Genomic DNA, 22,335 nt, shown 5'->3' on the forward strand with positions numbered 1-22,335 from the left:
CTTGCGCCCATGAGTCCCAGGATCCTCCTCGCCGCAGCGCCCATGTCTGCGGCGGCGATCCTCATGCTCGGAGCTCCCTGCGCGCCGTCGGCGCACCCCGTCTTCCTCTACACCGGCGTCGTCCATGCCGATGCCGAGTGCGGCAGCGGTGTCGCCCTCGGGCCCGGTGCCCTGCAGCTGCTCGGCATCGCAGCCCTGCTCCTGGTGACCGCCACAGCCAACTCGGCGCTGGTCCGGGACACGGTGGGATCGTTCGTCGGTCGGCTTCGCCAGCAGCCGCTTCCCGTGCGGATCCCCGCCGCGCAGCCCGTGTCGTCCTCCTATCGAGGTCGGTTCACGTATGGCGCAGAGCGTCGCACGAGCTCGCGCGACCCGCCCTCTGTCTGATCCGCCCCAGCCGACAGATCACGACAGATAAAGAAGGACCGCAATGGCAGAGAAGAACATGACGAAGGCAGAGCGCCGCGAGGCGGCGCGCGAGAAGGCCAGGAAGCTTCAGGAGGCGGAGGCAAAGCGCGCGAAGCGCAATCGCCTCATCACCATCGGCATCATCCTGGCGGCGATCGCCCTCGTGGGCGTCGTCATCTGGTCCATCGTCAGCAATGGACGAGACAATGGGGAGGACGGTGCCGGAAGGCAGGAGTGGGACCCGGTCGCGGTCCAGGTCGAGCCCGTCGTCAAGGACGGCACCGACATCACGACCGGATGGTCGGTCATCGGTGACGGTGCCGAGCTCGCCGCCGACTCCAACCGCCTCGACATCTACTTCGACTACATGTGCACGTACTGCAATGACCTCGAGCAGTTCAACGGCGGCGACATCAACGACATCATCGCCGAGGGCGATGCGGAGATCGTCTACCACCCGGTCGCGATCCTCCGCAATGACTTCTCCGCGAAGGGCGCCGCCGCGTTCAAGTACATCGCCGAGAATTCGCCCGAGCACCTGGCAGCCTTCCACAAGAACGTCTTCGAGGAGACGGATGCCGTGCTCAACAACCGGGCCTCGTCCCTGCCCGATTGGGGCAGCATCGAGGACGCCGCCCGCGACGCGGGCGTGCCTGAGGATATCGCCTCCACCATCGAGGAGGAGGCCGACCTCGAGTGGGTGAACACCGCGACGCAGGCGTTCCTCGAGAACTACCGGGGCACGCCGACCGTCCTTCTCAACGGTACGGAGACCACCGCGTGGGCCGCCAACGACTTCCCGGCCATGCTCGGCCTGGCAGAGCCGAAGGCAACGCCCACCGAATAGGATCACAGTGTGCGGGTTGGCTATGCCAGGCGGGTGTCTGGCAGAATTGACCCGGCACGTCGCCGCCTTAGCTCAGCTGGTAGAGCACCCGCCTTGTAAGCGGACGGTCGTCGGTTCGAATCCGACAGGCGGCTCCACGGGGCCCTGATACGCCACAAGCGGACCCAGGGCCCCGTATCCATTCCTGCCGGTCAGCAGGTGGCGGGCAGCCCGGCCCAGTGCGCTGATCATGCACCTCTCGCGGTGCGAGATGAGAACCTGGACCTGCAGTGAGCATCGGCGCTCGACCAGCGCCTCCGCCGCTTAAACAGAAATGAGGGGCATTCCCGCATTCGGAATGCCCCTCACCCCTGGTGTGGCCAGTTGAAATGGTACAACCAAAGTCAGCCGTGCGCAGACCCTGTGTCTCACAATCCCAGGCCATAGAATCCCGAATGTGCACGAACCGGACGACTGACTAGACCAAGCTCACACCTATTCAGACACAGTGACGATAAATATCTATGTTTCTACGTCTGTGCCCCGAACAGCGTTCGGGGCACAGACGTCGATGTGACAGTGATCAGCCGGTGTTCCTCATGCCGGCGGAGATGCCATTGATCGTTGTGAGGAGCGCTCGCTTGAGATCCTCGCTCGCCTCGGGTCCGGCTTCGCGGATGCGGGTGAGGAGGTTGACCTGCATGTAGCTGATCGGGTGAAGGTACTGGTCGCGCACCTCGAGGGTCCGCTTGAGGACCGGGTTCGAGTCAAGCAGATCATCGCAGCCGGTCAGCGCGGTGAGCTCCTCAATCGTGATGGCGAACTCCTCGCGGATGAGATCGAACAGCGGCCACAGGCGCTCCGGCGCAAGCGAGCGCACGTAGTGCTGCGCGATTGCGAGGTCGGTCTTCTTCGCCGTCATCTCCACGTTTGAGATGACCGCCCTGAAGAAGTGCCAGCTGTCGAACATGTCCTTGAGCTCGCCGCCGAAGCCCGCCTCGCGGGCCGCGCGCAGCGCTGTTCCCACGCCGAACCAGCCGGGCACGATCTGGCGGGACTGGGTCCAACCGAACACCCAGGGGATGGCCCGGAGTCCGTCGATGCCGCTCTCCGCGGTCGTCCTCTTGGCGGGGCGCGAACCGATGTTGAGCATGCCGAGCTGCTGGACCGGGGTGGTGGTCACGAAGTACTCGGGCAGGTCCGGGTCGTCGATGAGCTCGCGGTAGCGCCGGAACGCGGCCTCGGAGATGAAGTCCATGAGCCGATCGCGAGAGGCCTGAACATCGGCCGATGCTCGGGCAGCGCGATGGAGCGAGGACGCCTCCATAACGGCGGCCACGGTGAGCTCGAGATTCTCGCGGGCCAGCTCGGGGTGGAGATACTTGTCGGAGATGACCTCACCCTGCTCGGTGAACTTGATCTCCCCATCGAGCACGCCGTACGGCTGGGACAGGATCGAATCGTAGGTGGGGCCGCCGCCGCGGCCGACGGACCCGCCGCGGCCATGGAACAGCCGCAGCTTGATCCCGTGCTTCGCGGCGACGTCGCGCAGGCGACGCTGGGCCTGGTGGATCTCCCACTGGGAGGTCAGCACGCCCGAGTCCTTGTTCGAGTCCGAGTACCCGAGCATGACCTCCTGGAGGTTGCCCCTCATGCGGACGATCGCCCGGTAGGAGGGGTCGGCGAACAGGGTCTCGAGGATCTCATCCGCGATCCGCAGCTCGCGGACCTCTTCGAGGAGCGGCACGAAGCCGATCGTCGCGTGCCCCGAGGTTGTCCCGTTCGGGATGCTGATGAGGCCGGCCTCGCGGGCGATGACGGCGGCGGCGAGGATGTCGTGGGCGCCGTGGGTCATCGAGACGATGTAGGTCTCCGCCACGTCGGGACCGTAGATGCTCTGAGCACGGGCGACCTCAGCGAAGGTGTCGTACGTGCGCTGCGCGGAGTCGGTGAGGCCGAGGGTGCCGTTGACGATGCCGGGGCCCGCGAGCGGGCGCTTCGAGGCCAGCTCGTGCGACAGCAGCTCGGTGAGCTCCTCCTCGGACTTCTCGCCGTAGGCGCTGCCCTCTCCGCCGAGCCGGGCGTAGAGCTGCTCGAGCAGCTCGTGGTGCTTCGACGAATGCTCGCGGACATCGATCGAGGCGAGGGTGAGGCCGATGCCGCCGAGAGTGCGGCGAATATCGCCCGCGAGGCCCGTGACGACCCGGCCGGAGCCGGTGCGGTCGAGCGCGTCGGTGATGACGGCGAAATCGCGGCGGATGTCCTCCGTGCAGGAGTAGTCCGCGCCGGGCACGTGCTCGGTGCCCTCGTTGATCCGCGCCTTTGTGCGGAGGAACTTGCCCTTCATGAGCTCGATCTTGAGCCGGAACGGCTCGTCGACGAACAGCTCCTGGACGAAGCGGGGGAACTTCGTGAGGGTGGCCAGGTCGGCCTCGATCGACGCGCGGAGCTGCTCGTCGGGCTCGACGAGCTTCGTCGAGATCGACAGGACGTGCGACGCGTAGGTGAGCTTGTCGATGGCGACATCGATCGCCTCGTTCGCCTGCATCCGCAGGATCTCAGCGGTCACCTCCGGGGTGACGAAGGGGTTGCCGTCGCGGTCACCGCCGATCCATGAGAACAGCTGGAGCGGCTCACTGCCCGGTTTGAGCTCGGCGCCTGCCGCCTCAAGCTCGGCGGCCAGCACCGACACTGTCTCGGGCAGGGCGTCGGTGTAGAGCTCCTTGAGGTAGTAGAGGAGGTTGCGGGCCTCGTCGACCGGGGTCGGTGCGGTGCGGCGCAGCTCGTCCGTCTGCCACAGCAGCTCGATGATCTCCTCGAGCTTGCGGTCCTGACGGCGGCGTGCCGCCGTCCCCTCCTCGGTCGTCTCTGAGAGGACATCGAACAGGCGACGGAGCTTGCCGAGCAGGGCTCGGCGGGAGGCCTCGGTCGGGTGGGCGGTGAAGACGAGCCGGATGTCGAGCTTCTCGGCAATGCGATTGAGCTCGTCCGTGCCGAGCGAGTCGCCGATCCGGGCGACGGCACGAGAGATCCACTCCTCGCTCTCGGGTCGGCTCTTGCGAACCCGGGCCCGCTGGTTCTGCTCCGCCGTGTTCGCGAGCTGGAAGTAGAGGGTGAAGGCGCGGACAAGGTCCGTCACGCGCTCCATCGGGAGATCGCGGAGTTCGTCCGCCATCTCCGCGAAGACCTCGATGCGGCTGGTCGACAGCCGCGCGTCCTTGGCGAGCTGGCGGATCCGCTCGACCTGGTCGAGAAGGTCCTCGCCCTTCTGCTCGGCAAGAATCTGGCCCAGCATGCTGGCGAGCCGGCGCACGTCCGCGCGAAGTTCGGCATCGCTGTCTGCATGCCGCTGAATGTTATCTGTCACATGTCCTCCTCTAGTTGGACGAAGAAGACTTTAGTGCACTGCTGGGTGAGGCGCGCTTCCGTCCATCCATTCTGTGGGACAAACGTCCCGTTGGCATATACCCCAAGGGGTATAAAGTGGACATTGCTATACCCCAAGGGGGGTATCCAACCGAAGGGAAGAGCACATGACCACGACTGAATACCAGGTGACTGGAATGACCTGCGGCCACTGCGAGCGCCACGTGACTGAAGAGGTCACCCAGGTCGAGGGCGTCGAGTCCATCGAGGTCTCGCACGAGACCGGCCGCCTCGTCGTCACCTCCTCGCAGGAGATCTCCGACGCCGCCATCGTTGCCGCCGTCGACGAGGCCGGCTACGAGGCCGTTCGCGCCTGACCGCCACCCGCTCCCTCGACCCGAAAGGCCCGTCCATGACACAGATGACCGCAGCAGACTCCGTTGAGCTGGAGGTGGGCGGGATGACGTGCGCGTCGTGCGCGGCGCGCGTGGAGAAGAAACTCAATCGGCTCGAGGGAGTGTCGGCGACCGTCAATTACGCGACCGAGAAGGCGAAGGTGGAGATCCCGGAGGGCTTCGACACCGACCTGCTCATCGCCCAGGTTGAATCCGCCGGGTACACGGCGAAGCTCAAGAAGCGCGAGGTGCCCGCAGGGGCTCTCGAGCTCACGATCGGCGGAATGACGTGCGCGTCGTGCGCGGCCCGGGTCGAGAAGAAACTCAATCGACTCGAGGGAGTCTCGGCAACCGTCAATTACGCGACCGAGAAGGCCCGCGTGGAGATTCCCGATGGGTACGACACCGACCTTCTCATCGCCCAGGTCGAATCCGCCGGGTACACGGCGGCGCTGCCCGCTCCGCCGTCCGCGGACGAGACGTTCGCCGAGGCGGACGAGCCGGATCGGGAGATGGAGAGCCTGCGCCAGCGTCTCATCGGCTCCGCCGTCCTCTCGATCCCCGTCATCATCCTCTCCATGGTCCCCGCCCTCCAGTTCACGCACTGGCAGTGGCTCGTCCTCACCCTGACGGCTCCGGTCGTCGTCTGGGCCGGCTACCCGTTCCACAGGGCGGCGTGGTCGAACCTCAGGCATGGGGCGGCCACGATGGACACCCTCATCTCCCTTGGCACGATCGCGGCCTTCCTCTGGTCGCTCTACGCCCTCTTCTTCGGCACCGCCGGCCACCCGGGCATGACCCACGGGTTCGAGTTCGCTCCGAGCCGCGCGACGGGCGAGGGCAACATCTACCTTGAAGTCGCCGCCGGCGTCACGATGTTCGTCCTGCTCGGCCGCTACTTCGAGAAGCGCTCGAAGCGCGAGGCGGGTTCGGCGATGCGGGCACTCATGGACATGGGTGCGAAGGACGTCGCGATCCTGCGGGACGGCGTCGAGGTCCGCGTCCCGATCGGCCAACTCAGGGTCGGCGACGAGTTCATCGTCCGCCCCGGCGAGAAGATCGCGACGGACGGCGTCGTCATCACCGGCAGCTCGGCGGTCGATGCCTCGATGCTGACCGGTGAGTCCGTTCCGGTTGAAGTGGTCGTCGGCGACAATGTCACCGGTGCGACGGTCAACGCCGGCGGCCGCATCGTCGTCCGCGCCACACGGATCGGCTCCGACACGCAGCTCGCTCAGATGGCGCGGCTCGTCGAGGAGGCGCAGACCGGCAAGGCCGAGGTCCAGCGGCTCGCCGACCGGATCTCCGGCATCTTCGTCCCCATCGTCATCATCATCGCCATCGTCACCCTCATCGCCTGGCTCGCCACGGGCCACGGTGCGGACATGGCCTTCACGGCGGCTGTCGCCGTTCTCATCATCGCCTGCCCCTGCGCCCTCGGACTCGCCACCCCGACCGCGCTCCTCGTCGGCACGGGCCGCGGCGCCCAGCTCGGCATCCTCATCAAGGGCCCGGAAGTCCTCGAGCAGACCCGTGTCATCGACACGATCGTTCTCGACAAGACGGGCACGGTGACCACCGGTGTCATGACGCTCGAGGAGGTCCACCTCTCCGGCGCGGACCGCCAGACCCTGCTGAGCATTGCCGGCAGCCTTGAGAACGCCTCCGAGCATCCCATCGCCCGCGCCATCGCCCAGGGTGCCGCGGCGGAGATCGGCGCTTTCGCCGAGGTCGACGACTTCAGGAACCACGAGGGTCACGGTGTGTCCGGTCTTGTCGATGGCAGGCACGCCCTCGTCGGGAAGCCGTCCCTCCTCGCCGACCATGGCATGGCGCTCGGTGACCTCGAGGCCGCCTTCGAGGCGGCCCAGGAGGCCGGCAAGACCGTGGTCGCGGCCGGCTGGGACGGCGCAGTGCGCGGCGTCCTCGTCGTCGCGGATCAGGTCAAGCCCACCTCGGCGGAGGCTGTTGAGCAGCTGACGGGCCTTGGCCTCGAGGTGATCCTGCTGACGGGCGACAACGACCGGGTGGCCCGGCACATCGCCGCCCAGGTCGGCATCGACCGCGTCATCTCCGAGGTCCTCCCGCAGGACAAGGTCGAGGTCGTCGAGCGGCTGCAGAAGGAGGGCAGGAGCGTCGCCATGGTCGGCGACGGCGTCAACGACGCTCCCGCGCTCGTCCAGGCCGATCTCGGCCTCGCGATGGGCACCGGCACGGATGTTGCCCTCGAGGCGGCCGACATCGCCCTCGTGCGCGGGGACCTGCGCAGCGCGGCCGATGCGATCCGGCTTTCGAGGAAGACCCTCACGACCATCAAGGGGAACCTGTTCTGGGCGTTCGCCTACAACACGGCGGCGATCCCGCTCGCGGCCCTCGGCATGCTCAACCCGATGATCGCGGGCGCCGCCATGGCATTCTCCTCCGTGTTCGTCGTGTCAAACTCGCTGCGGCTCCGCGGCTTCACGTCCACCGCGCGCCAGCGCGAAGAATCCGTCGAAGCACCGCGGGTGCAGGAGGAGGTATCGGCATGACCGAGCAGATGACGGAGACCGCCGAAGGCCAGTGCTGCGGGTCGGAGCATCACCACGGCTACCACGACAGCAAGGCGAAGTACCTGGCGCGACTGCGCCGCATCGAGGGCCAGGCCCGCGGCATCCACCGCATGGTCGACGAGGAGGAGTACTGCATCGACATCCTCACCCAGATCGCCGCTCTGACGAGCGCGCTCGAGAACGTCGGACTCTCTCTCCTCAAGGACCACCTCAGCCACTGCGTCATGGACGCCGCGAAGACCGGCGGCCAGGTCGCCGACGACAAGATCGATGAGGCCATGGCTGCGATCACGCGTCTGGTCAAGTCCTGATCGACGGTCCTGACCGTCAGCCGGTCCCTCCGTGTGGGGCGAGGATTCAACCCTCGCCCCACACGCATGTCTGCCTACCTCTGGCAGCCGGGGCACCAGAACAGGCGCCGGCCTGCCATGTCCGCCTCGGCGACGGCCGTGCCGCACCGCCAGCAGGGCCGGCCGGAGCGCTGGTACACGGCGAATCTGCGGTCCACCTCGTCCAGGGGATCCTCCGGGGCGAACTCGGGTGGGTTGGTGAGGATGATGCCATCGCGCTTCCCCTCCCGCATCGCCCCCACGAGATCGTCCCAGAGGGCGCCGAGACGGGCCTCGGAGACGCGGCTGCCGGGACGGAACGGATTGATGCCCACCCGCCACAGGCAGTCCGCCCGGTAGATGTTGCCCGGGCCGGCCGCGATCGCCTGGTCCATGACGAGTTGGCCGACGGGCGTGCGCCGCCTCCGAACGAGTGCGACGAACTGCTCCCGATCCCCCGGGTCGTTCCTGATCGGGTCGGGGCCGAGCCGGCGCAGCACCTCTCGGACGCCGCCGCCATCGAGGATCCGGCACTGGTTGGGTCCTGTCAGGTCCGCGACGCCATGGTCCTGCTCGAGGCGGACCCGCACGGTATCGCGCGGCAGGGGAGGGTTCCACACGCCCGCCGTTCCGTCGGCGCCGATCTCCCGCTCGCCGATCCGGCGGCGCGGGGCGCCGATCGTCTCATCGGCGATGAAGTGCTCGTCGCCGTCGAAGGACCACGAGCCGTAGAGGCCGAGGTGGACGTGGAGCCAGTCGGGGCCGTCCTCGCCGAGCTCGACGGAGCCCGGCTCATCGTAAAACGGCATGAAGAAGTGCTTGCCCCGCGCATGGGCCGGCAGGGCGACCCTGCCGTCGAGGAGTGCCGCGCCCTGGGCGAACCGTCCCTGCGGGGAGGTCACGGTCGGGCGGAGGCCGGAGAAGAGCTCGGTCAGGGCTCCCGCAAGTCGGTGAATCGTGTGCCCCTCGGGCATGTGGTGCTCCTCGCAGCTGAATGTCGGCGGCCGATCGTCTCCCCTTTATCTAGGCCATACGGCGCATGTCACGCAAAATGCGCGTGATAATCTCCAGGAAGAACCGTGAGTATTAGGGGAGTTTCCATGTCAGTGATTCCGGTCGGCGGCCCCAGGCCCATGGCGGAAGCGCTCAACGAGGCCACGCCGCTGACGCGCCAGCAGCGCCGCCTGCTCGACCTCTTGGCCGATCTTGGGCGAGCCGTCACCGTCGTTGAGCTGTCCGAGACGCTCGACTCCCACCCCAATACGGTGCGCGAGCATCTCGCCGTCCTCGAGGGGCACGGCCTCGTCAACTCCTCGACCGTTCCGGGCAAGGGCCGCGGCCGACCGCGCAAGGTGTACCGGACGAACGCGGGCGCTCGCGGCGCCCCGGCCCGCCATCTCGTCGGACTCGTCACCGCCGCCCTCAAGGCACTGCCCGAGGAGACGGCCCGCGCCGACGCCTATCACTGGGGCGAGACCTGGGGCGATGACATCGCTGCGAGCCGCGTCTTCTCCGCTGAGAACGGACTCGTCGAGGGAGTTGCGTCCCTCATGGCGGACATGGGCTTCGCGCCCGAGCCGACGGAGACGTCGGATACGTGCATCAACCTCACGCAGTGCCCACTGCTCACCTCGTCACGGACAGTCCCCCCGGGCCTGTGCGAGATCCATCAGGGCATGATCGATCGCCTCCTCGAAACGGAGGCGCCGGGCAGGCGCGGGCAGGTCGAGCCCTTCGCGGAACCGCACGCCTGCAGGCTCACACTCCACATGTGACAACAGTCCTGGCCCTGCCTCTCCCCAATTTAGTACGGTTAATACCGTGGGAAATATGGCAGGGCCGATTCCAGCATGGATGCGCTGGCCCGTTCTGATCACCGGAGGCGTCTGTCTCCTCATCGGGCTCAACCTTGCCCTCAGCCTGCTGGGAGTGTGGGCGCCCGTGCCGTCGGGCGGTGATGCCGCCATCCACGGCCAGGTCATGACCTTCGGCTTCGCCGGCACCCTCATCTGCCTCGAAAGAGTTATCGCCCTTCGCGAGAAATGGGCACTCATCGCCCCCGCCGCCCTCGGCCTCGGCGGCATCCTCCTCCTCGTCGAGCCCACCGCCGGACGGGCCCTGCAGGCGCTCGGCATGGCAGTGCTGGTCGCGGTCTATGCGCGGCTCGCCCGTCGCGGACTCACCGTCGCCCTGTCGATCCAGATCCTCGGGGCCCTCGTCGGACTCGGCGCCGTCCTCCTGTGGTGGTCCGGCGCGGCCACGTGGGCGGTGATCCCTTGGATCGCCGGCTTCTTCGTCTTCACGATTGTCGGGGAGCGCGTCGAGCTCGCCCACATCTCCCTCCCGCCAGGCGCGGAGCGCCTGGCCTGGGGGCTGTCCCTCGCCCTCGCCTTCGCGATCGTCGCGGTGCTCGCCGCGGGCCGCGGCGGTGAGTTCGTCGGAGTTCTTCTCCTCGCGCAGGCCGCCTGGCTCGCGCGGTACGACATCGCCCGGACCACCGTCCGCACGTCCGGGCTCCCGCAGTACTCGGCCGCCAACATGATCGCCGCCATGGTCTGGCTCGCCGTCGCCGGCATCGCCTGGGTGCTCGGTGGCGGGCTCGCCGCCTCGCCCGTCTACGACACGGTCGTCCACTCGATCACGATCGGCTTCACGATCTCGATGATCATGGCCCACGCCCCGATCATCCTCCCCGCCGTCCTCCGCCGCCCGCTGCCCTACCGGCCCGTCTTCTGGGTGCCGGCCGTGCTCCTCAATGCCGGCCTGCTCATCAGGCTGATCGGCGATGTGCGGGGCCTGGGGCTCACGTGGCAGATCGGGGGAGCGCTCCTCGTCGTCACGATCCTCGCCTTCGTTCTCACCGCGGCCGTGTCCTCGGCCGCAGGCCCACCGAAGCGGCGGGCGCCAAAGCGAGGTGACTCGGCTGAACCCACGGACCAGTCGACCGTCAACCCGAGGCCCGCCGGCGGCCTGTCGATCGGCCGTCCCGACGGCGGGAAGGGGCGATGATGGGGCCGCGCTCGATCTGGCACCGCGGAGTCGCCGCGGTCGTCATCTTCTGGATGATCGCGGCCGCCGCCGCGATCACCGCTCACCGCTTCATCCCCGAGGCGACCTGGATCATGGTCCACACGTTCACGCTCGGGGTCGTGACCAACGCTCTGCTGATCTGGACCAACCACTTCGCGGTCGCCGTTCTGCGCTCGCGGCCGGAGAGCCGCCGCGGCGAGGCCGCGACCCTTGCTCTGCTCAACGCGGGGATCATCACCCTCGGGGTCGGCATGATCGCGGGCAGTGACGGGGTGACGGGCGCGGGGTCCCTCGTCATCGGCGCCGCCATCCTCACCCACATCCTCAGGCTGTGGGGCAGGCTGCGCAGCGCGCTGCCGGCCCGCTTCGAGGTCGCCGTGCATGCCTACCTGTGGGCGGCGGTCCTCTTCCTGCCGGGCATCCTCCTCGGCTATCTCCTCTCCCTCGACTCCTGGTCACCCGAGGCCTCGGTCGGCATCCGCGGCGCCCATGTCGCCCTCAACGTGCTCGCCTGGGTCGGCATCCCCATCGTCGGCACGCTCCTCACGCTGTGGCCCACGATCCTTCGGGCGAAGCTGGCGCCCGGGGCGGAGATTGCGGCGAAGCGGCACCTGCCGCTGCTCGTCGGCGCGGCGCTCGTGGCTGCAATCGGCGGCCTCCTCATCCCCCTTACCCCGCTCGGCGGGATCGTCGCCGGGCTCGGCTACCTCGCCTTCGCGGGCGTGGCGGTCTTCATGCTGGCCCCGCTGGCGGGGACGACGTGGCGGATGGCGGGGGGCAGCTTCGCGGCCCTGTCGGTCGCCGCCGGTGTGCTCTGGCTCCTGGCGACCGTCGTGACGATCGGCCTGCGGCTCCTCGTCGAGAACCCGCTCGCCGTCATCGGCAACCTCGGCCCCGTCGTGCTGCCTCTGCTCGGCGGCGGTGTCGCCCAGGTCGTGCTCGGCGCCCTCAGCTACCTGCTCCCCGTCGTCGTCGGGGGTGGACCCAAACATGTCCGAGTCCGCACTGTCCGCGCCGATGCGGGATCCCCGTGGCGGATCATCGTCCTCAACGCGTCCCTCATCCTCTACGTCCTCTCGGAGGCGAGCCTCGTCCTCGTCCTCACGTCTCTGGCGGCCCTCGCGGCCGCGCTCGGCACCGTCTGGTGCCTCATCTGGGCGATTCTCCCGGTCCGGGAGAAGCATCTCGAGAATGCTCCGCCGCCCCTGACCGATCGGGAAGGAAACGTGACGCCCGTGTCCCCACAGCGCGGCCCCATCCTCATGTCCGTCGGAGCCGTCGCGCTCCTTGTCATCGCCGCCGTCGCGGCCGACCCCGCCTCCTCGGGCGTGGTCCGCGCACCTGCCGGCTCGCAGGTGGCGGCAGCGCCTGTCGACGCCACCGGCGAGGTGACGGAGGTGGCGATGGACATGGTCGACATGCGCTACATCCCCGATCTCGTCACCGTCCCGGCCGGCAACAGGCTCGAGGTGACGCTGACGAACTCCGATGGTCAATCCCACGACCTCGTCCTCGAGAACGGTTTCAGCTCCGGCCGCATCGCCCCCAATGAGACCGTTGTCCTCGACCTCGGCGTCATCGACCAGAGCCTCGACGGCTGGTGCTCGATCGCCGGCCACCGGCAGATGGGGATGGTGTTCACGATCGAGGTCGAGGGCGGTGAGGGGTCGGGGTCGGATGCGGGCGGCGATTCCCATGCGGGCGGCGATTCCCATGCGGGCGGTGATGAGAGGCCCGAGCCGACGTTCGACCTCATGGGAGAGATGGATGACAGCAGGCACCAGGATCCGGCCCTCGAGCCGCTCGACCGGGACGAGCCGACCGAGCATCGGCTCACCTTCACCGTCAGTGAGATGGAGAAGGAGGTCGCGCCCGGACTCACCCAGAACCTCTGGCTGTTCAACGAGACGATGCCGGGACCGACCCTCCACGGCAGGGTGGGCGACACGTTCGTCATCACACTCGTCAACGACGGGTCGATGGGGCACTCCATCGACTTCCATGCGGGTGCGCTCGCCCCGGATCGGCCGATGAGGACGATCGAACCGGGCGAGGAGCTGACCTACACGTTCACCGCCGAGCGGGCCGGTGTGTGGATGTACCACTGTTCGACAGCTCCCATGTCTCTCCACATCGCCAACGGCATGTACGGCGCTGTCGTCATCGAACCCGACGATCTGCCCGAGGTCGACCACCAGTTCCTCATGGTCCACGGCGAGTCCTACTACGGCCCCGAGGGCGATGTCGCCGACTCGGCCAAAATCGCCGAAGGCGATCACGACACGGCCCACTACAACGGCTACCCCAACCAGTACGTCCAGCACCCGCTCGAGGTGAAGGTCGGCGAGCGCGTGCGCTTCTGGGTGCTCGACGCCGGCCCGAACATCGCGACCAGCTTCCACATTGTCGGCGGCCAGTTCGACACCCTGTGGAAGGAGGGGGACTATCTGCTCGGGCCCGAGTCGGAGACGGGCGGCGCGCAGGCGCTCGGGCTCCTGCCCGCTGAGGGCGGCTTCGTCGAACTCGTCTTCCCCGAGGCGGGCAATTACACGCTCGTCAACCACATCATGTCGGAGGCCGAGCGGGGTGCGAAGGGCGTCATCCACGTGACGGACGACTAGTGGCCAAGAGCCTCACCCTGGAACCGGATTCGTCCGCTCGGCAGGGGACCGCCCGGAGGCGCCACTTTCGGCCGAGCCTTCCCGTTGTTCAGTCGCGAGGGAGAGGGGTGGTCATCGGACCCGCCAGTCGATCGGCGCAGCACCCTGCTCCTCGAGGAGGGCGTTCGCGCGGCTGAACGGGCGCGAGCCGAAGAACCCGCGCGATGCTGAGAGGGGGGATGGGTGGGGGGAGGCGATGATGGGGACGCCTTCCAGCAGATGGGTCATCTCCTGCGCCTGGCGCCCCCAGAGGATGGCGACGAGTGGGCCGCCGCGGTCCGCGAGCCGGGTGATCGCATGCGAGGTGATCGCCTCCCAGCCCTTCCCGCGGTGGGATCCCGTCGCGCCCGGGCGAACCGTGAGGACCCTGTTGAGCAGCATGACCCCGGCCTCCTGCCACGAGGTCAGGTCGCCGTTCGCCGCGGGCGGTATGCCAAGGTCCGACTCGAGCTCGCGATAGATGTTCGTGAGGGACCGGGGGAGTGGCTGGACGGACCGGTCGACCGAGAAGGACAGACCCATGGAATGCCCGGGAGTGGGGTAGGGGTCCTGGCCGACGATGAGGACCCGGACGTCTGCCATCGGCGCACGGAATGCCCGGAAGACATTCTTTCCGGTGGGGAGGAAGCCGTGCCCGGCGTCGGTCTCTGCCCGCAGAAAGTCGCCCATTCGACGGATCTGGTCATCGACGGGGGCCATGGCGGCCGCCCAGTCGGGGGCCATGAGGTCAGCGAGAGGTTCCACCATGCCAGGCTACGATGTTTCCCGTGGAGTCGAAGAAGAGGGAGCTCAGCAGCGAGGACCTGGCTGTTCTCGAGCTGGAGGAGACGTGGCAGGAGACATATGCCACGAAGGTCGAGGCCATCCGGGCCACCTTCGGGTGGTCGAGCGCCAAGTACCACATTCGGCTCAATCGACTGCTCGACGAGGCCGCGGCGATCTACGCCAAGCCTGTGACGGTCAGTCGCCTGCGGCGCCTGCGGGAGGCCCGGACTGCAGAACGCGGTGGCGCCGGCTCCGACCCGGTCGGCTGACAGGCTAAAGTGGGGGCCGTGGAGCAGTACCCCCGGGATGAATTCGATGAGCTGGCCGACGCGCGGCGCCTGCGCGGCTCGCACCGCAGGAGACCCCACTGGCTGGCCACCATCGCACCCCTCCTCGCCGCCGTCATCCTCGCGCCCCTCGCCGGGTGGGGCATCGTCGAGATCATGAGCCAAGACGGTGTCGCCAACCCATTCGCGACGCAGAGCGCCGAGCAGTCGGCCACCCCCGAGCCGACCGATGAGGCGACGACGGATTCGACGGAGAGCGTCGAGGCCACTGAACCCGAGAGCGAGCCGACCGACGAGCCCACCGAGGAGCCCGCCGACGAGCAGACCGAGCCGACCGAGGAGCCGATCGAGACGGACCCGCCGATCTCAGGAGTCGTCTACGACGCATCGATCGAGCTGCTCGATGGTGGGGGAGCGGCGCAGTCCGCCGAGTCGGCGCTCCTGACGGCGGGCTTCACCGGGATCGCCAGCGGCGACTTCGCCGGGACGAATCCCGCACAGAGCGCGATCTTCTTCTCCTCGCCGGACCTCTACACGACCGCGCAGAACATCGCACGAATCCTCAATATCGATTACTGGGCGGAGAACGCCGCGATGACGGGCGGATCCGACATCGTCATCATCGTCCGCTGACCTTCGCTGACAGCGTGAACTTCTCATCCGTCTTGCACTCGGCGGGTGAGAGTGCCAGAATCGTGTTAGCACTCTCCAGGTGAGAGTGACAGATTTCGGCTAGTGAGGTCATGACGCCCCGGAGAGTCCGGTGTCTGATTGATCGTCCGTCGCGGGCATTGGCCGACCACCAGTGGAGGTTTAACACTGCTATGGCAAAGACCATTGCTTTTCACGAGGATGCTCGTCGCAAGATGGAGAGGGGTCTCAACACCCTCGCCGACACCGTTAAGGTGACGCTCGGCCCCAAGGGCCGCAATGTCGTGCTCGACAAGAAGTGGGGCGCACCGACGATCACGAACGACGGCGTCTCCATCGCCAAGGAGATCGAGCTCGAGGATCCCTACGAGCGCATCGGCGCCGAGCTCGTCAAGGAAGTTGCTAAGAAGACCGACGATGTCGCGGGCGATGGCACCACGACCGCCACCGTCCTGGCACAGGCCCTCGTCCGTGAGGGTCTCCGCAACGTTGCAGCCGGAGCCAACCCGATCGCCCTCAAGAAGGGCATCGACACCGCGGTCACCGCGATCACCGAGCGTCTCATCACAGACGCGAAGGAGATCGAGACCAAGGAGCAGATCGCCGCGACCGCAGCGATCTCGGCCGGCGACAAGGAGATCGGCGAGCTCATCGCCGAGGCACTCGACAAGGTCGGCAAGGAGGGCGTCGTCACCGTCGAGGAGTCGAACACCTTCGGCCTCGACCTCGAACTGACCGAGGGCATGCGCTTCGACAAGGGCTACCTCTCGCCGTACTTCGTCACCGACCCCGAGCGTCAGGAAGTCGTCCTCGAGGATCCCTACATCCTCCTCGTCGAGTCCAAGATTTCGAACGTCAAGGACGTTCTGCCCCTCCTCGAGAAGGTCATGCAGACGAGCAAGCCGCTCGTCATCATCTCCGAGGACATCGAGGGCGAAGCCCTCGCGACCCTCGTCGTCAACAAGATCCGCGGCACCTTCAAGTCCGCTGCGGTCAAGGCACCGGGCTTCGGCGACCGCCGCAAGGCCATCCTCCAGGACATGGCCATCCTCACCGGCGGCCAGGTCATCTCCGAGACCGTCGGCCTCAAGCTCGAGAACGCAGATCTCGACCTGCTCGGCCAGGCCCGCAAGGTCATCATGACCAAGGACGAGACCACCATCGTCGAGGGTGCGGGCGCGAAGGACGCCGTCGAGGGCCGCGTGAGCCAGCTCAAGGCCGAGATCGAGAACGCCACCTCGGACTACGACCGTGAGAAGCTCCAGGAGCGTCTCGCCAAGCTCGCCGGTGGCGTTGCCGTCATCAAGGCCGGCGCCGCGACCGAGGTTGAGCTCAAGGAGCGCAAGCACCGCATCGAGGACGCCGTCCGCAATGCGAAGGCAGCAGTTGAGGAGGGCATCGTCCCCGGCGGCGGTGTCGCACTCATTCAGGCCGCCAAGGACGCACTCGCCGACCTCAACCTCGTCGACGATGAGGCGACCGGCGCAGCGATCGTTGCCTGGGCCGTGGCCGCACCGCTCAAGCAGATCGCTGAGAACGCAGGCGAAGAGGGCGGCGTCGTCGCAGCCCGCGTCGCCGAGTCGGAGAAGGGTGTCGGCTACAACGCCGCCACCGGCGTCTACGAGGATCTCCTCGCCGCGGGCGTCAACGACCCGGTCAAGGTGACCCGCTCTGCCCTGCAGAACGCGGCCTCGATCGCCTCGCTCTTCCTCACCACCGAGGCAGTCGTCGCCGACAAGCCGGAGCCGGCAGCCCCGGCCGCAGGTGCGGGCGATGACATGGGCGGCATGTACTGATCCAACCGCTGACGCGGTAAGACAGACAGCACTGGGGGGAGCGCGAAAGCGCTCCCCCAGTCATATTCATTCCGACACCGATGCGGAGCGCAGCGGTGTCGTCGGTGGTCAGAAGTCGGGCTCCCGTTCGAAGCCGGCCTTCGCGGTGTCGACCTCTTCGGTCCACTCGGGAGTCGAGGCCGAGGGTGCGGTCGGGCTGGGTGCGGAGGACCTGTCGGGTGCCGCAGGCGGCGTCTCCGCCGCGGGAGTCTCGGCCGCGGGCGTCTCCTCAACGGGCAGGCCGGCCTGGCGGCGGGCGATGCGCTCCTGCATCTTCCGCGCGATCTCCTGGCGCTCGGCCTTCTTGGACTGCTCCGGGTTGAGGGCGCGCGGCGGTGCGCCCGGCTCGGCGACCTCCGGGATCGTCTCGAGCGAGGAGCGTCCCGTCTCATCATCGTCGTGCTCGGGCGCCAAGAGAGGGTGGTTCATCGTCTCCGTCCGGGCCTTCGCGAGATCCCCGGGCGTGAGCGCGCGCGGCTCCGACCTTTCGGGCGTGGGCATCGGCTCGGCGTCGGGTGAGGCGGCCGGGTGACCCATCGCCGCCAGGCGTGCCTCGATCCGTTCAAGCTCACCCTCGAGATTGTCCCGTGCGGGGGTCTCCCACTGGCGGCCGAGCGGGGTGAGGAAGATCTGGCGCCGCGCGAGCAGCTTGCCGATGATCTCCCGGCGAGCGAGGAGGAAGTCCTCCTCGGGCACGTGCCCGTACTCCTTCGCGACCTGGCCGAGGTACTTCGTGTACTTCTGAGGGCCTGCCGCGAGCGAGCCGAGATGGGCGTCGCGCAGCGCGAGCTTGTCGATGTCGATGGTGCTCAGTGTTGTCGATGCGCTGGGGTCCACCTCCTTCGGCTGCTTCTTCAGACCCTCGACGAGAGCGGCGACGCGCTCGACGGTCTCCTTCGGGATTCCGATCGCGCTCAACTCCTCGCGCGCCACTCGAGCGGACTCGATCTCCTTCTCCCCGCCATTGCGGGTGTACGTATCCTTATCGGCGGTCGAGAAGACGCAGCCGTGGTAGAAGGCCGCGAGGAAGACGAGTTCCGGTTGGTGGGTCTCCGTGGCGAGGGTGGTGATGCGGGACAGCATGTCGCACAGGTGGTGCACGTCGTGGTGGTGCCGATCGGGTGCGCGCCACCGTGCGATGAGCCGCTCTGCTGCGGCTGTGATCTCCTCGTCTGACGCCGTCGCGCCAGCCGCCCGAGCACTGCGGATATAGGTCGTGAGAAGCCACTGAGGATAGCCCATGGGGATCTGAAGCCTTTCTCTGGTCACGGGAAGTCTAGACCTTCGCGGCACGTTAGGCACAGACCCGGTGGAGCGCAACCTCTCACCGTGCATTAACCTGGAGTGGTCACTAGTAGGAAGGTCCCATTCCATGGCTCAAGGCTCAGGAACCCGGCTGCGTGGGCGGGCGCTCATCACCGGCGGAACATCCGGGATCGGTCTCGAGTTCGGCCGGCAGCTCGCCGATCGCGGCCTGGACCTCGTCCTTGTCGCGCGCGACGCCGAGAGGCTCGAACGGACCGCGACCCTGCTGGAGTGGCGGCACAGTGTCCACGTCGAGACGATCGAAGCCGACCTTGGGACGGACGAGGGCAGGGAGGCCGTCGCCGCACGGCTTGCGAGCACCGACGCTCCGATCGAGGTGTTCGTCAATAACGCGGGCGCCGGACTGTACGAGCCCCTCGTGACGACGAACCTCGAGCCCCACCGAAAGGCCCTCGACGTCATGCTGTGGGCGGTTCTGCGCCTCGGCGCGGCGGCCAGCGTGGCGATGAAGGAGCGCGGGCACGGCGTCATCATCAACACCGCCTCGATCTCAGGCCTCGTCCCCATGGGCGGGTACTCGGCGATCAAGTCGTGGGTCAAGACCTACTCGGAGTCGCTCCACCTTCAGCTGCGCGACCACGGCGTTCACGTGACCACCTTCATGCCCGGCTGGGTCCGAACAGAGTTCCATCAGCGAACCGGCGTCAAGACATCGAACATCCCCGACTTCCTGTGGCTCGACGCGGACCGTGTGGTCCGCGAGTGTCTCGCCGACACGGAGGCCGGCAGGGTCCGGTCCACCCCGTCGAAGCGCTTCAAGGTCATCGGATTCCTCGCCGAGCGCGGCCCCCAGAGGGCAGTGCGCGCCGTCGTCGACAAGATCAATCAGGGGCGTCGATGACCACCCTGCACCCGCTCACCCAGTACACGTCGACGAGCCATCGGATGGCACGGCGGTTCATCCGCCGCTTCATCGCGCGCCCGATTCTCTCCAGCGTCGTCGCCCCCTCGGTCGAGGGGCAGGAGAACGTCGCGGGCCTCGAGGGCGCCTACATCGTCGTCGGGAACCACTCGAGCCACCTCGACGCCCCCATGATGTTCACGCTGCTCCCCAGCGATATCACCGACAATCTCGCCACCGGTGCCGCAGCCGACTACTTCTACCGGCGGCGCTTCGTCTCGAAGCTGACGGCGCTCTTCTTCAACACGTATCCGATCGAGCGCAAGGGCAAGATCAAGAAGTCCTCCGGCCGGGGCCTCAAGACCCAGGACGGTCCGAGCCCCGCCGCCGGTATGACCGGGCGCCTCCTCAAGGCCGGCATCCCCATCCTCATCTTCCCCGAGGGCACGCGCTCGCGGGATGGCCGGATGGGAGAGTTCAAGGCCGGTGCTGCGGCACTGTCCCAGAAGCTCGGGGTCCCCATTGTCCCCGTCGCCCTCATCGGCGGCTATGACGCGATGCCGGTCGGCACATTCTGGCCGAAGCGCGGGCGCCACCGCGTCAAGCTCGTCATCGGCGCCCCCATGCACGCGGAAGTGGATGAGACCGTCGAGCACTACAACGCGCGCATCCGCGCCTGTGTGGCGGCGATGCGCGCCACCGGCCACCCCCACACCGGTGAGGGCGCAGAAGCCGCCTGACAGGCGGCTTCACACATTCTCAATGGGCCTCGGCCCGAGTTCAGCGGCGGCGCCACGGGAAGGTCTGGGAGGCCTTGGGGGCTCGTCCGACGGCGGGCCGCAGCCCCTGAGCCTGCGGGCGCTTCTCCTCCTGCGGTGCGGCCGGAATCGGGAAGTTGAGCGAGACGGTCGTTCCTCCGCCCGGGGTCTCGCTGATGTTGGCCGAGCCGTGGTGAGCCGCCGCGATCGACGACACGATGGCGAGGCCGAGCCCCGAGCCGCCAGAGGCGCGCGAACGGGAGGAGTCGGAGCGGAAGAACCGCTCGAAGGCCTTGGCCTGATGCTCGGCGGGGATGCCGGGGCCGTGGTCGCGCACCTCGATGACCGCCATGTTGACGGTCCCCGTCACGGCGTTCATCTGCTCCACGCCGACGGCGACCTCAACGGGAGTGCCGGCCGGAGTGTGCTGGCGGACGTTGCTCAGCAGGTTGCTGATGACCTGCGAGATCTTGTCCTTGTCAACCCAGGCGACGGCGCGCGACGGCTTCTCCCCATGGAGCCCGGTCACCTTCGCCGGGTACTCGGGGGCCCTCGCGTGGAAGTCGAGGACCGTACCCTCCGCGATCTCGACAAGGTCGGCCGAGGTCATGGTGAGGGGCCGTGATTCGTCGAGCCGTGCCAGCTGAAGCAGGTCCTCGACGAGCCCGCCCATGCGGCGCGCCTCCGACTCGATCCGGTCCATGGCTGTCCCGATCTTATCGTCCGGAATTCCGCCGATCCGGTACAGCTCCGCGTAGCCGCGGACGGAGGCAAGAGGGGTGCGCAGCTCGTGGGAGGCGTCCGACACGAAGCGTCTCATCTGCGCCTCGGAGCGCTGACGGACCTGCATGCTCGCCTCGATCTGGCCGAGCATGATGTTGATCGATCCCGCGAGGTGGCCGACCTCGATGCCGAGATTCTCCGTCGGTACACGCTGACTCAGATCGCCCTGCGAGATCTTCCGCGTCGTGTGCTCGATGATGCGGAGCGGCTTGAGGGAGTGCTGGACCATGAAGTACGAGACGATCGCGCCGAGGGCGACGATGCAGGTGGCGATAATGAAGAGGATGAGCATCATCTGCGCCTTCGTCTGCTCCATCGTCGCCAGCGGGTAGGCGATGGCAACGGCCGGGAACTGCTCCGAGACCGTGTTGAGGTACATGACCCGCCACGTCGAATGCTCGATCGTGCCGGGCACGGTGATGGGGCTGGCCGGCTCCTCGCTGAACACGGGCGATACGTCGAGTGGGCGCCCGTAGCGCTCCTGCATCGACGGCGACATGAACTGCCAGTCGGCGGCCGCCTCGTTGCGCACGTAGATGTAATAGGGGGAGGGGACGACCTGGATGTCGGTCCCCACCATGGCGCTGAAGGTCTGCTGAGCGATCGTGGCGCCTGACGAGCGCAGGTCATCGTCGACCTGGTTCATGAGAACCTGGTTCATGACCGTCATCGTGCTGATGAAGACCGCCCCGAGCGCAAGGCTGAGGATCAGCACGTACAGGGCGACGAGCCGCCCGGTCAGACTCCGTTCGCTGCGCACGGCTACTTCTGTTCGCGGAGCACGTACCCAATCGCGCGCTTCGTGTGGATAAGGGGTGAGACCTCGACCCCGAGCGTCTCGGAGGAGTCGATCTTGCGGCGGAGGTAGGAGATGTAGGACTCGACGATCGAGATCTCGCCGTTCCAGTTGTAATCCCACACGTGATCGATGATCTGCTCCTTGGACACGACCCGTTCGGCGTTGACCATGAGATAGCGCAGCAGCTTGAACTCGGTGGGGGACAGCTCGACGTTGACGCCTGCGCGATACACCTCGTAGGAATCCTCGTTGAGGACGAGATCGGAGTAGACGATGTTGCCCTCCTCCCGCTCATCCGTCGTCCGACGGAGGATGGCGCGAATGCGGGCAACGACCTCTTCGAGGGAGAACGGCTTCGTCACGTAGTCGTCGCCGCCGACCGACAGCCCGCGAACCTTGTCCTGGATGTCGTCCTTCGCGGTGAGGAAGAGAACCGGCAGTCCCGGTTCATGCTCCCGCAGCTTCTTGAGGACCTCGAACCCGTCCATATCGGGGAGCATGATGTCGAGGACGACGAGGTCGGGGTGGACGAAGGACACTTGGGAGATGGCCTCGTGGCCATCCGCCGCCATACGGACCTCAAAACCCGCGAACGACAGCGAGGCGCTGAGGAGTTCGCGGATCGAGGGCTCATCGTCGACGACGAGAATCTTTGCTTCTGAGCTCATGGTCCCCATTATCTTGATAGCGGCTGGACGTTGACTGGAAATGGCGGCTTTTCAGC

19 protein-coding genes and 1 tRNA gene are annotated in these 22,335 nt (G+C 67.4%); 14 read left to right on the forward strand and 6 right to left on the reverse strand.

Annotated features, from left to right (window positions below):
- Positions 1-9 precede the first annotated feature (9 nt).
- From EJO69_RS09510 to EJO69_RS09520, 3 genes are all read left to right on the forward strand, one after another.
- A complete protein-coding gene (locus EJO69_RS09510) occupies positions 10-387 on the forward strand; it encodes a hypothetical protein (protein WP_126041323.1) in 378 nt (125 codons plus the stop codon).
- Positions 388-430: 43 nt separating this feature from the next.
- Positions 431-1,255, forward strand: a complete 825-nt coding sequence (locus tag EJO69_RS09515; protein WP_126041325.1) for a DsbA family protein — start codon at positions 431-433, stop codon at positions 1,253-1,255.
- A gap of 61 nt (positions 1,256-1,316) precedes the next feature.
- Positions 1,317-1,392 (forward strand) — tRNA-Thr (locus tag EJO69_RS09520).
- A 425-nt stretch (positions 1,393-1,817) separates the two neighbouring features.
- On the opposite strand, the gene ppc is transcribed toward EJO69_RS09520, so the two are convergent.
- Positions 1,818-4,601 (reverse strand): phosphoenolpyruvate carboxylase, encoded by a 2,784-nt coding sequence (gene ppc / locus EJO69_RS09525; protein WP_245993618.1) that lies wholly within the window; start codon positions 4,599-4,601, stop codon positions 1,818-1,820.
- Between the two features lie 166 nt (positions 4,602-4,767).
- On the opposite strand from ppc, the gene EJO69_RS09530 reads away from it, so the two are divergent.
- From EJO69_RS09530 to EJO69_RS09540, 3 genes are read left to right on the forward strand one after another with little or no spacing between them, the layout of a single operon-like run.
- Positions 4,768-4,977: a heavy-metal-associated domain-containing protein gene (locus EJO69_RS09530; RefSeq protein WP_126041327.1), complete on the forward strand. Its 210-nt coding sequence runs from the start codon at positions 4,768-4,770 to the stop codon at positions 4,975-4,977.
- Positions 4,978-5,012: 35 nt separating this feature from the next.
- Positions 5,013-7,526 carry a heavy metal translocating P-type ATPase gene (locus EJO69_RS09535; protein WP_126041328.1) on the forward strand — a complete coding sequence of 838 codons (2,514 nt, stop codon included), beginning with the start codon at positions 5,013-5,015 and terminating at the stop codon, positions 7,524-7,526.
- A complete protein-coding gene (locus EJO69_RS09540) occupies positions 7,523-7,858 on the forward strand; it encodes a metal-sensitive transcriptional regulator (RefSeq protein ID WP_245993621.1) in 336 nt (111 codons plus the stop codon). Before EJO69_RS09535 ends, EJO69_RS09540 begins: the two co-directional genes overlap by 4 nt.
- 74 nt (positions 7,859-7,932) lie before the next feature.
- On the opposite strand, the gene EJO69_RS09545 is transcribed toward EJO69_RS09540, so the two are convergent.
- Positions 7,933-8,850: an Fpg/Nei family DNA glycosylase gene (locus EJO69_RS09545; RefSeq protein ID WP_126041330.1), complete on the reverse strand. Its 918-nt coding sequence runs from the start codon at positions 8,848-8,850 to the stop codon at positions 7,933-7,935.
- 126 nt (positions 8,851-8,976) lie between these two features.
- Here EJO69_RS09545 and EJO69_RS09550 point away from each other — a divergent pair, with 126 nt between their 5' ends.
- Genes EJO69_RS09550 through EJO69_RS09560 form a run of 3 tightly spaced genes read left to right on the forward strand, consistent with a single transcriptional unit; the run spans position 8,977 to position 13,527 of the window.
- On the forward strand, positions 8,977-9,651 hold the full coding sequence (locus EJO69_RS09550; protein ID WP_126041331.1) for a helix-turn-helix transcriptional regulator: 675 nt from the start codon (positions 8,977-8,979) through the stop codon (positions 9,649-9,651).
- A 55-nt stretch (positions 9,652-9,706) separates the two neighbouring features.
- A complete protein-coding gene (locus EJO69_RS09555) occupies positions 9,707-10,885 on the forward strand; it encodes a hypothetical protein (RefSeq protein ID WP_126041333.1) in 1,179 nt (392 codons plus the stop codon).
- On the forward strand, positions 10,882-13,527 hold the full coding sequence (locus tag EJO69_RS09560; protein ID WP_126041335.1) for a multicopper oxidase domain-containing protein: 2,646 nt from the start codon (positions 10,882-10,884) through the stop codon (positions 13,525-13,527). Before EJO69_RS09555 ends, EJO69_RS09560 begins: the two co-directional genes overlap by 4 nt.
- 111 nt (positions 13,528-13,638) lie before the next feature.
- Here EJO69_RS09560 and EJO69_RS09565 read toward each other — a convergent pair whose 3' ends face one another.
- The gene (locus EJO69_RS09565) at positions 13,639-14,313 is read right to left on the reverse strand and encodes a uracil-DNA glycosylase (RefSeq protein WP_126041337.1); all 675 of its coding nucleotides are present in this window, start codon (positions 14,311-14,313) and stop codon (positions 13,639-13,641) included.
- 20 nt (positions 14,314-14,333) lie between these two features.
- Here EJO69_RS09565 and EJO69_RS09570 point away from each other — a divergent pair, with 20 nt between their 5' ends.
- The 3 genes from EJO69_RS09570 (at position 14,334) to groL (ending at position 17,065) form a co-directional block, all read left to right on the forward strand.
- Positions 14,334-14,600 (forward strand): DUF3263 domain-containing protein, encoded by a 267-nt coding sequence (locus EJO69_RS09570; RefSeq protein WP_211331414.1) that lies wholly within the window; start codon positions 14,334-14,336, stop codon positions 14,598-14,600.
- An 18-nt stretch (positions 14,601-14,618) separates the two neighbouring features.
- Complete coding sequence (locus EJO69_RS09575) at positions 14,619-15,251, forward strand: hypothetical protein (protein ID WP_126041341.1); 633 nt, start codon at positions 14,619-14,621, stop codon at positions 15,249-15,251.
- Positions 15,252-15,442: 191 nt separating this feature from the next.
- On the forward strand, positions 15,443-17,065 hold the full coding sequence (gene groL / locus EJO69_RS09580; protein ID WP_126041343.1) for a chaperonin GroEL: 1,623 nt from the start codon (positions 15,443-15,445) through the stop codon (positions 17,063-17,065).
- A 108-nt stretch (positions 17,066-17,173) separates the two neighbouring features.
- Here the strand turns inward: groL and EJO69_RS09585 are convergent, their stop codons facing one another.
- Positions 17,174-18,346, reverse strand: a complete 1,173-nt coding sequence (locus EJO69_RS09585; protein ID WP_126041345.1) for an HD domain-containing protein — start codon at positions 18,344-18,346, stop codon at positions 17,174-17,176.
- A 130-nt stretch (positions 18,347-18,476) separates the two neighbouring features.
- Here EJO69_RS09585 and EJO69_RS09590 point away from each other — a divergent pair, with 130 nt between their 5' ends.
- Positions 18,477-19,271 carry an SDR family NAD(P)-dependent oxidoreductase gene (locus tag EJO69_RS09590; RefSeq protein WP_126041347.1) on the forward strand — a complete coding sequence of 265 codons (795 nt, stop codon included), beginning with the start codon at positions 18,477-18,479 and terminating at the stop codon, positions 19,269-19,271.
- Positions 19,268-20,011 (forward strand): lysophospholipid acyltransferase family protein, encoded by a 744-nt coding sequence (locus tag EJO69_RS09595; RefSeq protein WP_126041349.1) that lies wholly within the window; start codon positions 19,268-19,270, stop codon positions 20,009-20,011. Before EJO69_RS09590 ends, EJO69_RS09595 begins: the two co-directional genes overlap by 4 nt.
- A 40-nt stretch (positions 20,012-20,051) precedes the next feature.
- Here EJO69_RS09595 and EJO69_RS09600 read toward each other — a convergent pair whose 3' ends face one another.
- On the reverse strand, positions 20,052-21,572 hold the full coding sequence (locus EJO69_RS09600; protein WP_126041351.1) for a sensor histidine kinase: 1,521 nt from the start codon (positions 21,570-21,572) through the stop codon (positions 20,052-20,054).
- Positions 21,573-21,574: 2 nt separating this feature from the next.
- Positions 21,575-22,279 (reverse strand): response regulator transcription factor, encoded by a 705-nt coding sequence (locus EJO69_RS09605; protein WP_281272841.1) that lies wholly within the window; start codon positions 22,277-22,279, stop codon positions 21,575-21,577.
- Positions 22,280-22,335: the final 56 nt, after the last annotated feature.

It is taken from the genome of Flaviflexus salsibiostraticola (genome assembly GCF_003952265.1).
In the GTDB taxonomy this organism is placed as follows: domain Bacteria; phylum Actinomycetota; class Actinomycetes; order Actinomycetales; family Actinomycetaceae; genus Flaviflexus; species Flaviflexus salsibiostraticola.